The sequence below is a fragment of the Pseudoalteromonas sp. SaAl2 genome (assembly GCF_052947895.1).
Genome location: NZ_CM129605.1, coordinates 2,612,320 through 2,625,454 on the forward strand (window position 1 = coordinate 2,612,320; position 13,135 = coordinate 2,625,454).

Below are 13,135 nucleotides of genomic sequence, written 5' to 3' on the forward strand. Positions count from 1 at the left end.
TACTAACCTTGCGAGTTACGAACATTTTGAAAGAGCTGGTTTATTGGTACGGTAAATTGGGCTAAAAAGTTGTTATAGTATGGACCAATAATATTTCTAGATATATATTCTGCTGGCTCTATATCTTTAAACCAGCCTTTTTTCTTTGCTGCATTTCCTAAAATTAATCTTAAATCAGGGGGGTCAGTAACTAATGCAGTCTGCAAGTTATAACTATTTTGAGATATATCAGAAATGTGTTGATTTATAGATTGCTCACCTTTCAGCGCAACAGCATAATTCAACAAAAGAGGAATACATTGCGCTGGACAATAAGAGAACAAAGCATTTTCAGTTGCAAAGTTATTACCCCAAGCAAAAATTCCTATGCCATTACTTGTGCATGTTTGAATATGTTGCTGATGCTCAGCGTCCTTGTCCGAGTCCTTTAGTATTACGGTGTGATACCCTAATTTTTTGAATACTAAAGCTCTAGTAAACATTGAATCACCACCACCATCAGTACAAAAAACGCCTTGTGCTTGAATACTATCGTTACCCAAAGATTGGCTAAATAAGTCAATGCCTTTTACCAGCCCGATCTCAGTTTTCCCTTCGCATACAATAACTGTCTTACTAAAGAAAGCTTCAGCACAAACTCTTAGCGTTGACTGGTCTTCGTAGCTGTTAGTTAAGCCGTGCATGAGATGTGAAAACTGTGGATTTGGTGGAGGTAATGGAGCTTGCAGCTTTCTGACAACAAATAACTGCTGAGCTTGTAACTCCCTTAGAACATAAGGTGAATGAGTAGTAATGAAAACTTGCTGCCGAGGCTCAGTTTCCTTTGAGCCTAACTCATTCAATAGCCTTGTGATTCTAAATGGTTCAAGACCATATTCTGCTTCGTCAACAATCAATATATTGGAGTTACTAGACTCTTTCTGAAGACCACTAATCAATAATCTAGAAGAACCTGTTCCAAGTTGTTTCAGTGGTGTGTTGTCTGCATGTAAACTGATTGCACCATTTGAGAAAGAAATACTCCCTACATCCAGTTGAGCTTCTAATTGCTCAACAGAAACCCCAACTTATTTGCAATTGTCTTAACTTTAGTAAGTATTTCGTCAATGCCTTCTATTTCCTGCTCACGAAAGGATTTACGAGTTACTCTACCAAGTCGAGTCAAGGTATCTGAAACGTCAATGCTATCTTCTGAAAGCTTATTCAGCACAGATCTATTACTCCAACCTAAATGATGAGACGATATTGTTCCAAGGCGGGCTGGAGATACTGACTCTCTATGCTTCCAAGGTAGTCTTCTTTCAATATCTTCTGCAAATGCTCTGTCAGAATACAATAGCCAGTCAGGATTCAGATCTTTGTCAACCACCAACCTGATTGTTATAACAGTTTCATGATCGTTAGCTGGCTCGTCATATAGTATTTTTTTTTTGAAAATCGAATGCGCGTAGAAAATTCCCATATTTTTCGTAATTCAGTAAATCAGGAGCTAGTTGTCCTAGGGTGACAAATATTTCAATAGGATAATCTGTATTTAGTCCATTAAAATCAGCATCTGAAAATGAGTAAGAGCGTCTAGCGCCCAAAGCTAAATCTATAGCTTCTAGAATAGTCGATTTTCCAGAATCGCCAGCCCCAATCAAACAATTTAATCCGGGGTTTGGTGCCCAAGCCAAATGTTTAATTACTCTAAAATTTTTTATTTCAATATGCCTGATTTGAGACATTACTATTCCTTGTATGAAAACTAACGGTTATTACTCTTATAATTGAGCGAATTATTTAACGTTAAACTAACACATTACATTAAACAAATGTTACCCCATATAAAAAAGGTGAGCCACTTAGGCTCACCTTTTCAAGAGTTATAGTTTGGGAAAAGAATTCCCAATCTTTAATAACTTTCCCAATCTATAATTATCATTCCCAAACTATAATAACTCTGATCAATTTCAAAAATTAATCTCTATATGTCTCTACCGCTGGGCATGAGCACACTAAGTTACGGTCGCCGTATACGTCATCGATACGTGTTACTGTAGGCCAGAACTTGTCTTTTGCTACGCTCGGTACTGGGAATGCTGCGTAGAAACGGTCGTATGCACGATCCCACTCATTACCTAGTACGTCAGCTTGTGTATGCGGTGCAAACACTAGCGGGTTGTTTTCGATAGACCATTCGCCAGAGATAACTTTATCGATTTCGCCTTTGATTGATACCATCGCTTCGATGAAACGGTCGATCTCAACTTTAGACTCAGACTCAGTTGGCTCAATCATCAAAGTGCCAGCTACTGGGAACGACATAGTTGGTGAATGGAAGCCGTAATCTTGTAAGCGCTTAGCCACGTCCATTTCAGTGATGCCTGACGCTTCTTTTAATGGGCGTAAGTCAACAATACATTCGTGAGCAACACGGTTGTTACGACCACGGTATAAAATTGGGAAGTGCTGGCTTAACTCGTGAGTTAAGTAGTTAGCATTCACAATCGCCATTTCAGTGGCTTGTTTAAGGCCTTCGCTACCCATCATGGTGATGTAAGCCCATGAAATAGGTAAAATAGCTGCTGAACCGTATGGTGCTGCTGATACCGCGCCGTTGCCTTCGTTAGTGCCAGGTACGTTAATTACGCTGTGGTTAGGCATAAATGGCGCAAGGTGTGATTTAACACCGATTGGGCCAACACCTGGGCCACCGCCACCGTGTGGAATACAGAACGTTTTATGTAGGTTTAAGTGCGATACGTCTGAGCCGATAGAACCTGGGCTGGTAACACCTACTTGGGCGTTCATATTAGCGCCGTCCATATATACTTGGCCGCCGTGTTGATGAATGATGTCACAAATTTCACGGATTGTTTCTTCGTATACGCCGTGCGTAGACGGGTATGTGATCATGATACATGATAGGTTTTCTGATACTTCTTCAGCTTTCGCTTTAAGATCAGCCATATCAACGTTACCGTTTTTGTCACAATCAACAACCACGATTTTCATGCTCGCCATTTGTGCAGATGCAGGGTTTGTACCGTGCGCTGAACTTGGGATCAAACATACATTACGGTGTGCATCGCCACGTGACTCATGGTATTTACGAATTGCGATTAAGCCGGCGTATTCACCTTGTGCACCCGAGTTAGGCTGTAGTGATACGGCATCGTAACCAGTAATATTAACTAACCAATCATGTAGTTCGTTGATCATGATTTGGTAACCTTCTGCTTGGTCTAACGGGCAGAATGGGTGAAGGTTAGCAAACTCAGGCCAAGTGATTGGGATCATCTCAGCAGTCGCGTTTAGTTTCATAGTACATGAACCTAACGAGATCATTGAGTGGTTAAGCGCTAAATCTTTGTTTTCAAGGCGCTTGATATAACGAAGCATCTCAGTTTCGCTGTGATACGAGTTGAAGTTCGGGTGCGTTAACACTTCATCATCACGTACTAGGCTTGCCGGAATTGACTCACTACCGTTTGCTTCAATGTCTGCTGCAATTGCATCAACACTTAAACCATGGCCTTCACCTAGGATGATGTCGAATAGTTCAGCTACATCTGCACGGGTTGTGGTTTCTGATACTGCAATTGAGTACTCGCCATCATGGTTAGTTGCAAAGTTAACGCCGTTTGCAACTGCACGAGCTACTACGTCGTCTTTGTTATCGCTAACAACCGTTAGGGTATCAAACCATGTGTTGTGCTTCAGGTTTACGCCTTTAGCTTGTAGGCCAGCGGCTAAAATATCAGCAAAGCGATGAATACGCTGTGCGATTGTTTTTAAGCCTTGTGGACCATGGTACACCGCGTAAAACGCTGCCATGTTGGCAAGTAATACTTGCGCTGTACAAATGTTTGAGTTGGCTTTGTCGCGGCGAATGTGTTGCTCGCGCGTTTGCATTGCCATACGTAGTGCGTCGTTACCTAAACGGTCTTTAGATACACCAATAATACGACCTGGTAATGAGCGCTTATACGAGTCACGCGTGGCAAAGAATGCCGCGTGAGGACCGCCGTAACCCATTGGTACGCCAAAGCGTTGTGCAGAACCAAGTACTACGTCTGCGCCTAGTTTACCAGGTGCTTTTAATAATAATAAGCTCATGATGTCGGCAGCAACACAGGCAATTGCTTTTTTGCTTTGTACGCCAGCGATTAAATCTGTGATGTCTACCACTTCACCCGATGTTGACGGGTATTGGAATAACGCACCAAAAATTTCGTGATTTACGGCATCTGCCGCAGGACCAACGACCACTTCAAAACCAAACTGATCGGCACGTGTTTTCACTACGTCGATTGTTTGTGTGTGTACGTCATCAGCAATAAAGAAGATATTCGCTTTTTTAGCTTTAGATACACGCTTTGCAAGGCCCATTGCCTCAGCAGCAGCGGTTGCTTCATCAAGTAATGATGCACTTGCTAAATCAAGACCGGTAAGGTCTAGGGTCATAGTTTGGAAGTTTAATAATGACTCTAAACGCCCTTGAGCAATCTCTGGTTGGTATGGAGTGTACGCTGTGTACCAGCCTGGGTTCTCAAGTACGTTACGTAAAATTACGTGTGGTACGTGAGTTGGGTGGTAGCCTTGACCAATATAAGACTTGAACACTTTATTTTTGCTTGCTACTGATTTTAAGTAGCTTAGTGTTTCAACTTCAGTGCGGCTTTCGCCCACTGTTAGGCCTTGCTCTAAGCGGATGCTTGCAGGTACAGTTTGACCGATCAGCTCTTCAACACTCGATACTCCAAGAGCACTTAGCATATCGCTTACTTGTGCTGGGCTTGGCCCAATATGGCGGCGAATAAAATCTTGCGTTTGCTCTAATTGTTCAAGAGATTTGGCGTTTGACATTTGTCCAGATTCCTATGATCCAAAAAATAAATGGTTATCGCTAATGGGTGACCAGCAATAACTTAAAAGCTTTTGATTTAGTAACTTACAATGTATGGAAAGGTAAGCGGTAAAATCATAAAAGCCCCGTCTGTGGGGCTTTTAATATCGAATAAAACTAATAATTAGTCTTCGTCGATGGTGTTTGCATAGCCTTCAGCGTCAAGCAGATTTTCAAGCTCAGACTCATCAGATGCTTTAATGCGGAATAACCAACCGTCGCCATAAGCGTCGTTGTTTACAGTTTCAGGTGCATCTTCAAGCTCTTCATTGATTGCAACGATTTCACCGCTGATTGGTGCATAGATATCTGATGCTGCTTTAACTGACTCTGCAACAGCACAATCTTCACCAGCGTCTACTTCGTCGCCAACTTCTGGTAATTCAACAAATACCATGTCGCCAAGAAGTTCTTGTGCATGCTCAGAGATACCTACAGTAAAAGTACCGTCACCTTCGTTGCGAACCCACTCGTGTGAAGAGGCATACTTTAACTCGCTAGGGATATTGCTCATGTGTTTGTTCCTTTGGTTCTATATTGGGTGATAACACCAAATTTTAATTAATACTTTAAAGTACAGACTTACCGTTACGTACAAAGCTTGGTTTAACTACTTTTACGTTAACTAATTTTTTACGCATTTCTACTTGGGCTGTCTCGCCTGTTGAACGTGGTACACGTGCAAGGGCAACACTAAAGCCAAGAGTAGGTGAGAAAGTACCAGAGGTAATAACCCCTTCGCCACCTTCAACGATTACTTTAGAACCGCTACGCAATACGCCTTTTTCTTCAAGCACTAGGCCAACTAGTTTGTCTGTGCTTTTTTCTGCGCGTTGCTTAACTAATACATCACGACCGATAAAGTCACGATCTTCAGGTTCCCACGCAATGGTCCACGCCATGTTAGCTGCAAGTGGTGATACGCTTTCGTCCATATCTAGGCCGTAAAGGTTCATACCAGCTTCTAAACGTAGTGTGTCACGTGCGCCAAGACCTGCTGGTTTAACACCTGCATCTAACAGTTGTTGCCAAAGATCAGCGGCTTGATCGTTCGGGACTACTATTTCGTAACCGTCTTCGCCAGTATAGCCTGTTGTCGCAATAAATAAATCACCAACTTGCACACCAAAGAATGGCTTCATACCTTCAACAGCAGCTTGCTGCTCAGCTGTTAAAAGTGTCGCTGTTTTTGCTTTAGCGTTAGGGCCTTGTACTGCAATCATTGCAAACTCTGGGCGCTCTGTCACTGCAACGGCAAAATCGGCAGATACTTTAGCCATATGCGCTAAATCTTTTTCGCGAGTTGCTGAGTTAACCACCAAACGATAATCAGTTTCAGAGAAGAAGTAGATGATAAGGTCGTCGATTACGCCGCCCTGTTCGTTAAGCATACCTGTGTATAAGGCTTTGCCTGGAACAGTTAATTTAGCCACGTCGTTAGCAACTAATTTGCGTAAGAATGCTTGTGCTTGCTCGCCTTTAACATCCACAATCGTCATGTGCGATACGTCAAACATGCCAGCATCGGTGCGCACTGCGTTGTGCTCTTCGATTTGCGAACCATAGTTGATTGGCATTTCCCAGCCGTGAAAATCAACCATTTTAGCGTTAGCTTCAAGGTGCTTTGCATGTAAAACTGTTTTAGAAGTCATAATATTCCTTCACTTTATAATTAACCCAATATTGGGCGTGGCCTCAATTTAATGAGGGGGAATAACATGGGCGGCGATTATACATAAGTTGTACTACACTGACACCCAAATTGCGATTTGTTACTACAAACACGGTTTTAATACCGTGTTTTAAAAACTATTTAAGCAACCTCAGGCAGAGTTAAATCAAACCCGCGTTGCTGTAATGTTGCTTGGCATTTTGCAAGCGCTGGGGTTTTAGCCACCAGCTGAAAATACTGCTGAGATTGTTTATCAATGGCGGTAATAAATACCTCACCGCTTTGTGCACCGTAGCAGCTCGCTGCGTTTGATAAGCGCAAACCAGGGGTAAGCTTAAAAGCATCAATCAAAGTATCGAAAGCCTGCTCACCACATAAAGTTAATACCGATAAATCGCTGCGTACAACAAATTCAATATCGTAACGTAGTTGTTGCTCACAAATAAGTGACTGTAGTTGGACGCTGGCATCGTTATGTAAAACAAATCTAAATGCGGTCTCGCTAAAGTAATACAAAGCAAAACTATAGGTGCTATTTAAGTCGCCGTCTAACGTGCCTTTTAGGCCTAAGCCACTGGCGGTTAGTTTATTTAAATCTAACCCTAAAATAGCCGTTAAAAATGGGATTGCTTCAGTGCCGCTAAAATCAATGACCACACTATTATTATCGGCCTGCAGCATATTGCTTTGCGGCGCATCTAGCTGGCTGTGACGAGCAAACATTATTGGAGTAAAAGTCATCGTTGACACCTATCAATCTATAGTCACAAAAGTATATTGCGGGTGGCGTGCAACAACAAATTGTAATTTCTTATCAATTGATAAATAATAATTATGTATTTAACCTGATAAATTGAATTTTTTTATATGAAGAATATTTCAACAGATGGATTACGCACCTTAATTACCGTGGTCGAAGTAGGTGGATTCGCCAAAGCGGGCGAATTATTAGGCCTTTCTCAACCTGCTGTGAGCTTACAAATTAAGCGCCTCGAAGACATGCTCGGCCATAAGCTATTTAAAAAACAGGGCCAGCGCCAAGTACTTAATCAGTATGGTGAATTATTATTGCCGATGGCAAAACACATGCTGTTGCAAAACGATAGTATCTTACAGTTGTTTACCAAAGAGAATGTCACCGGCAAAGTAAGGTTAGGTATTCCCAGTGAATTTGCGGCACGCATATTGCCTTCTATCATTGGTGATTTTATAGCGCTATACCCCGATGTATCGCTAGAGGTTAAATCACGTTTAAGTAAACACTTACTTTCAGTGTCACGAGAAGATCAATTTGATTTAGTATTGGCATTAAATGAAGATTTAAACTCTGAGAAGTTCCCGGTATTTATGCAAGACCAACTCGTTTGGGTGGGTGATTTATCATTAGCGCAAAATGAAGTGGTTACTTTAGTTACTGCGCCAGAAGGTTGTATTTACCGCCGCCGTGCTATAGAGGCGCTACAGATGGCCGGAATAAAATATCGTATAAGTTATAGCAATGCCGATTTAACCGGCCTCACTGCAGCGCTCAAAGAAGGCTTAGGCATTACCGTACTTGCCAAAAGTACCGTGCCACATGAGTTAAATTGTCAGTTACACACTAAACATTTACCCGAGCTTGGCCGCATTGGTATTAGTTTAATAAACCGTGTAGAACATCCCGAACATGCGGTATCCAAACTCGCTGAGTTTATCAGCCTGCGATTGAGTTAAGGCTCACGCGAGCGGTTAATTTTGAGCCCACAAAAAACGGCATCACTTTGCAGTCGATGCCGTTTTTTCTGTAGCTTAAAAAAGTTTAATTAACCTAGCTTAGCTAAGATGATCTCTCTAAGTGCATCATAGTCGTTATCAATATCTTGTGCTAAACATGGCTTAGCAAGTGCGTCTGCAAGCGGTTTTGGCATATCAAGTTCAATAGCTAAAATATCTTCAACACTTTCTTTAAATTTAGCAGGGTGTGCGGTTGCTAAAAAGATTCCGGCACTGCCAGGGGTTAAATCTGCTTTTAAACCTTGATAGGCAATAGCTGTATGTGGCTCAGCAACATAGCCTGTTTTTTGAATTACTTTCATTACTGCTTGGGTGTCGTTTTCATCAACACTGGTTGAATAAAAATTATCATAGCTGAACCAGTTGTTATCAAGCATGGTTTGCACGCGAGGCCAGTTATTAGGCTTACTTACGTCCATTGCGTTTGACAGTGACTCGATTGTTGCATTAGGTGCCCAGTTTTTATCGGCAATAAAACGCGGCACAGTATCATTTTGGTTGGTTGTGGCACTTAGTTTTGCTACCGGTAAGCCAATTACAGCACCGATCATCGCAGCACATACGTTACCAAAGTTACCACTTGGTACTGAGATATGTGCAGTAGCACGTTTTTCTTTTGGTAGCTGTGCGATGGCCTCAAAGTAATAGCATACTTGTGCAACTAAACGGCTAATATTAATTGAGTTGGCTGAGTTCAAACCTAGACGGGTTTTTACTTCATCATCTAAAAAGGCATTTTTTACCATGCTTTGGCAATCATCAAAACTACCCTCTACTGCATAGCAATGAATGTTGTTGCCAAGGGTAGTGAATAGCTTTTGTTGAGCCAGTGAAATTTTGCCTTTAGGGTATAAAATGACGACGTCGATATTGGGCTTATTATAAAAAGCATGTGCCACAGCAGCGCCAGTATCACCTGAGGTCGCGGTTAAAATAGTGGTTTTTTCACCTTGGCTGAACTGCGCTAAACACTCTGCCATAAAACGCCCACCAAAGTCTTTAAACGCAAGAGTTGGCCCATGAAACAGCTCTAAGCAATATATATTTTCTTCTACTTCCACTAATTTAACCGGGAAGTTAAAGGCATTTTGTACCATTTGCGCAACGGTATCTGCAGGGAGTTCATCGCCAATCAGGTGCGATAAAATCGCCGAACTACGGCTGACAAAATCCATATCAAGTAAGGCATCAATATCTGCCATGGGTGCTAGTGATTCAGGAAAAAACACCCCTTGATTACGGCCAAGGCCTGTTTTAACCGCTTCAACAAATGATACTTTTTGAGAATCATCTTTTAAATTATGTAATTGCATTCTTAGTTCCTTAAATTCTTATAACTGACGCGTGCCGACGTTATCCAGCTTGCAGATATGGCAAAAGCCTTGTTCATTTATATAATTGCTTTGTAACCATTGCTCGCACTGCTTTGCCGCTTCAAGCGTTTTACACACAGTAAATAACGTAGGTCCTGCTCCTGAAATACTCACAATTTCAGCGCCTAGTTCAGGTAGCGCAGCTTTCGCTTCGCTAAACCCAGTGATCAGCGGCGCACGGTGTGGCTCAGCTATTTCATCACTCATAATTGATAAAGCATCATCAAAACGGTGTGTGAGTAGTAGCGTGCTAAACGCCGATAAGCGCTGGGCAAATTCTACACTCGCGTGCATGCTTAACTGCGTAGGTAACACCGAACGTGCCTTAGCCGTATTGAGTGAAAAACCTGGAAAAGCCGCCACGTAATACCAGCTATCGTCCACAGGTAACGCCAATGATTTGTCAGGGATCAAATCGCCAGTTAGCTGCAAACCACCTAAGTAACATGGGGTAATGTTGTCATAGTGACGACCCCCGCTAACAATAGCCTCAAAGTCAGCCATTAATTCAATTAGCTGAACTTGACTAAGCTGGCTATCAGCAAATTTATCAAGCGCTGCAAATGTGGCAACCACTGAGCAAGCACTTGATCCTAACCCAGAGCCTATTGGTAAGTTCTTTTTAAGTTCAAGCTTAACAGTAGGCATATTAGGTGCAACATGTTCACGAAAATGCACCAAACATTGATATGCTAAATTTTCACTGGCATCACTGGGGAGCTTATGAGCATAGTCACCAGAGCAAATAAACTCATCAGCCGGTGCTGAACTAACCGCGACTACATCACCTAATAAAGTGCCGTCAATCGGCTCAAGCGCAGCACCTAAGGCATCAAACCCTACCGCAAAGTTACCTATAGAAGCTGGCGCGTATACTTCAATCATAACCCTCTCCTATCGAGATAATGTTTTTAAGATATCTGCGAATACACCTGCGGCTGTTACGGCAGAGCCCGCCCCATATCCACGAATTACAAATGGGCGTGGTTGATAGTATTCACTCAAAATTGCTAATGCGTTTTCACCGTCACGAATCACACTCAGTGCGTGGTTTGAATCAACAGCCTCAATACCTACTTTGCAGTGACCTTGTTTAATAGTACCAACGTAACGTAACACTTTGCCTTCGCTTGCTGCACTTTGAATACGATCATTAAAGGCGGCATCTAAACTCGGCAGTTTAGCCATAAAGTCATCAACACTATCACCTTGCGCAAATCCTTCAGGTAGTACAGATTCAACTTCAATATCGCTTAGCTCTAGTTTTAACCCTGCTTCTCGGGCAATGATTAATAGCTTACGCGCAACATCAGTGCCTGATAAGTCATCACGTGGGTCTGGCTCAGTAAATCCATTTTCTTTAGCTTTTACTGTTGCTGCTGATAGTGATAAACCATCTTCTAACGCACCAAACATATACGACAACGAACCAGATAAAATACCGCTAAATTCAAGTAGCTCATCACCCGCACCAAATAGCGACTGCAAGTTATCAATAACCGGAAGACCCGCACCTACGTTTGTTTCATATAAAAACTTACGGTTATTTTTTTGTGTTGCGCTGATTAAGTCTTGGTAATACGTATATGAACTGGTGGTTGCTTTTTTATTAGCAGCAACTACGTGGAAGCCAGCATTTAAAAAGTCGACATACTGCGCAGCTAATGCATCTGACGATGTACAGTCTACCAACACTGGGTTGATTAAATGATTTTGCTTTACAAATTGCTCAACCAGCTTTAAATCAAAGGCCTGTTCTGATGCCGCGAGCTTTTGCTGCCAATCAGCAAATTGCACCCCTTCACTATCTAAATGAAGTTGACGAGAATTAGCAACGCCATACAAATTAAGCTTAATGTTGCGTTTTTCAAGCCATGCTTGTTGGCGCTCAAGTTGTTGAATTAGTTCTTGGCCGACTAAGCCACAACCCAGTAAAAATACATCAATTGATGGGATATGAGTAAAGAAATTTTCGTGGCACACTTTTACGGCATCATTACACAATTCACCGTCGATAACCGCTGAGATAGCACTTTCCGTTGAGTCTTGCGCAATGGCAACAATGTTTACTTGTGCTTGTGCTAAAGAAGCAAAAAACTTAGCAGCTAAACCTTTGTGCGCGCGCATGTTGTCACCAACAAGTGTCACAATCGCTAAATTACGCTGTACTTGTACTGGCTCAATTAAGCCCGCTTGCGACTCTAGTTCAAAAGCCGTTTTTAAGGCTTCAAGTGCAAGGGCTAAATCTGATTCATGGACGCAGAAACTGATGCTAAATTCACACGAAGATTGCGTGATTAATACAATAGACACGTTATCATGGGCAAGAGCATTAAATACCTTTGATGCCATACCTACTTTACCTTTCATGCCTGGGCCCGAAACCGTTAACATGGCAAGTTCTTGTAAGCTAGACAGCGCTTTTACAGGTTCATCTGACGAATAATCGTTACCAATCAATGAACCTTGTGCATCTGGATTATGAGTATTTTTAATTTCACATGGCACGCCCGCTTTAGCGCACGGTAAAATTGTTTTCGGATGAAGTACTTTAGCACCAAAATAAGACAGCTCCATCGCTTCTTTATAAGAAAGATAATCAACTTTAGTGGCTTTTTTAATATAGCGAGGATCAGCATTATAAACGCCATCAACATCGGTCCAGATTTGGCACACATCGGCTTCAAGGCATGCTGCTGCTATCGCTGCTGAATAATCTGAGCCATTACGGCCAAGTGTTGTAAGCTCACCTTGATCATTACTTGCCGTAAAACCTGGCATGATGTAAATACTCGCAGGGCTTTCTTTTAATGCAGCTTGAAAACGTACTTTGCTAGTAGCTAAATCAGCTTCAGCATCAATATGACCACCCGTAGATGCAATACATGCCGTCGCTTCTAAGTAACGTGCATTATGTGAACTTAGCAAACACTGCATTAATGACACGCTGACACGCTCACCAAAACTAATAACATAAGCACGCACTTGATCAGGGCAGCATTTTATAAGTTTTACACCAGCAAGCTTGTTCGCTAATTCGCTTAAATCAGGCCAGTTTTCGACTTGGCCAAAATCGGCTTCTACCGCGCTTTTTAAACTTTCACAACGCTGTGTTAAAGCTTGCCATTGGTCGCTGTAATCAAGCCCTTGTTCTGCGGTGCTCGCCAGCGCAACAAGAGAGTCCGTCATACCGCCTGGCGCTGACAATACCAATAACATTTCATCTTTTAGTTGTGCTTTAACTAACTGAGCTACCTGTTGTAAACACGCAAAGTCGGCAAGTGATGACCCACCAAATTTTAATACTCGCATTTTTATGTTTCCTCATCCCATAAAACGAAAAAAGGCCTGTGTTCTTAGTGAACACAGGCCTTTAAATTTGTTGCACCGACCTATGCCACTATCCAGTAAGAATGGTGGTTGTAA

11 protein-coding genes are annotated in these 13,135 nt (G+C 42.1%); 1 reads left to right on the forward strand and 10 read right to left on the reverse strand.

From position 1 onward, the window contains the following. Positions 1-2: 2 nt before the first annotated feature. The 7 genes from ACU8V8_RS12395 to ACU8V8_RS12425 all read right to left on the reverse strand — a co-directional run bounded on the left by ACU8V8_RS12395 (position 3) and on the right by ACU8V8_RS12425 (position 7,304). Positions 3-1,034, reverse strand: a complete 1,032-nt coding sequence (locus ACU8V8_RS12395; protein ID WP_446889639.1) for an ATP-dependent nuclease — start codon at positions 1,032-1,034, stop codon at positions 3-5. 8 nt (positions 1,035-1,042) lie between these two features. Continuing rightward, entirely contained in the window at positions 1,043-1,369 is a 327-nt protein-coding gene (locus tag ACU8V8_RS12400; protein ID WP_446887705.1) for a hypothetical protein, read from the reverse strand. Between the two features lie 43 nt (positions 1,370-1,412). Continuing rightward, positions 1,413-1,727 carry an ATP-dependent nuclease gene (locus ACU8V8_RS12405; protein ID WP_446887706.1) on the reverse strand — a complete coding sequence of 105 codons (315 nt, stop codon included), beginning with the start codon at positions 1,725-1,727 and terminating at the stop codon, positions 1,413-1,415. Positions 1,728-1,959: 232 nt separating this feature from the next. After that, complete coding sequence (gene gcvP, locus ACU8V8_RS12410; RefSeq protein WP_446887707.1) at positions 1,960-4,851, reverse strand: aminomethyl-transferring glycine dehydrogenase; 2,892 nt, start codon at positions 4,849-4,851, stop codon at positions 1,960-1,962. Between the two features lie 164 nt (positions 4,852-5,015). Then, a complete protein-coding gene (gene gcvH, locus ACU8V8_RS12415; protein ID WP_446887708.1) occupies positions 5,016-5,405 on the reverse strand; it encodes a glycine cleavage system protein GcvH in 390 nt (129 codons plus the stop codon). Positions 5,406-5,460: 55 nt separating this feature from the next. After that, positions 5,461-6,543 carry a glycine cleavage system aminomethyltransferase GcvT gene (gene gcvT / locus ACU8V8_RS12420; protein WP_446887709.1) on the reverse strand — a complete coding sequence of 361 codons (1,083 nt, stop codon included), beginning with the start codon at positions 6,541-6,543 and terminating at the stop codon, positions 5,461-5,463. Positions 6,544-6,704: 161 nt separating this feature from the next. Continuing rightward, positions 6,705-7,304, reverse strand: coding sequence for a hypothetical protein (locus ACU8V8_RS12425; protein WP_446887710.1), 600 nt, complete (start codon positions 7,302-7,304; stop codon positions 6,705-6,707). A 126-nt stretch (positions 7,305-7,430) separates the two neighbouring features. On the opposite strand from ACU8V8_RS12425, the gene ACU8V8_RS12430 reads away from it, so the two are divergent. After that, positions 7,431-8,276, forward strand: a complete 846-nt coding sequence (locus ACU8V8_RS12430) for a LysR family transcriptional regulator (RefSeq protein ID WP_446887711.1) — start codon at positions 7,431-7,433, stop codon at positions 8,274-8,276. 89 nt (positions 8,277-8,365) lie between these two features. On the opposite strand, the gene thrC is transcribed toward ACU8V8_RS12430, so the two are convergent. The 3 genes from thrC to thrA are packed head-to-tail and all read right to left on the reverse strand — an operon-like array spanning position 8,366 to position 13,021. Beyond that, positions 8,366-9,649, reverse strand: coding sequence for a threonine synthase (thrC, locus tag ACU8V8_RS12435; RefSeq protein WP_446887712.1), 1,284 nt, complete (start codon positions 9,647-9,649; stop codon positions 8,366-8,368). A gap of 18 nt (positions 9,650-9,667) precedes the next feature. Next, the gene (gene thrB, locus ACU8V8_RS12440; protein ID WP_446887713.1) at positions 9,668-10,594 is read right to left on the reverse strand and encodes a homoserine kinase; all 927 of its coding nucleotides are present in this window, start codon (positions 10,592-10,594) and stop codon (positions 9,668-9,670) included. Between the two features lie 9 nt (positions 10,595-10,603). Continuing rightward, positions 10,604-13,021 carry a bifunctional aspartate kinase/homoserine dehydrogenase I gene (gene thrA, locus ACU8V8_RS12445; RefSeq protein ID WP_446887714.1) on the reverse strand — a complete coding sequence of 806 codons (2,418 nt, stop codon included), beginning with the start codon at positions 13,019-13,021 and terminating at the stop codon, positions 10,604-10,606. Positions 13,022-13,135 lie beyond the last annotated feature (114 nt).

Bases quoted from the DNA above. Each gene is read 5' to 3' on its own strand.
- ACU8V8_RS12405 (WP_446887706.1), bottom strand. From the start codon at position 1,727: ATGTCTCAAATCAGGCATATTGAAATAAAAAATTTTAGAGTAATTAAA.
- gcvP (WP_446887707.1), bottom strand. From the start codon at position 4,851: ATGTCAAACGCCAAATCTCTTGAACAATTAGAGCAAACGCAAGATTTT.
- gcvH (WP_446887708.1), bottom strand. From the start codon at position 5,405: ATGAGCAATATCCCTAGCGAGTTAAAGTATGCCTCTTCACACGAGTGG.
- gcvT (WP_446887709.1), bottom strand. From the start codon at position 6,543: ATGACTTCTAAAACAGTTTTACATGCAAAGCACCTTGAAGCTAACGCT.
- ACU8V8_RS12425 (WP_446887710.1), bottom strand. From the start codon at position 7,304: ATGACTTTTACTCCAATAATGTTTGCTCGTCACAGCCAGCTAGATGCG.
- ACU8V8_RS12430 (WP_446887711.1), top strand. From the start codon at position 7,431: ATGAAGAATATTTCAACAGATGGATTACGCACCTTAATTACCGTGGTC.
- thrC (WP_446887712.1), bottom strand. From the start codon at position 9,649: ATGCAATTACATAATTTAAAAGATGATTCTCAAAAAGTATCATTTGTT.
- thrB (WP_446887713.1), bottom strand. From the start codon at position 10,594: ATGATTGAAGTATACGCGCCAGCTTCTATAGGTAACTTTGCGGTAGGG.
- thrA (WP_446887714.1), bottom strand. From the start codon at position 13,021: ATGCGAGTATTAAAATTTGGTGGGTCATCACTTGCCGACTTTGCGTGT.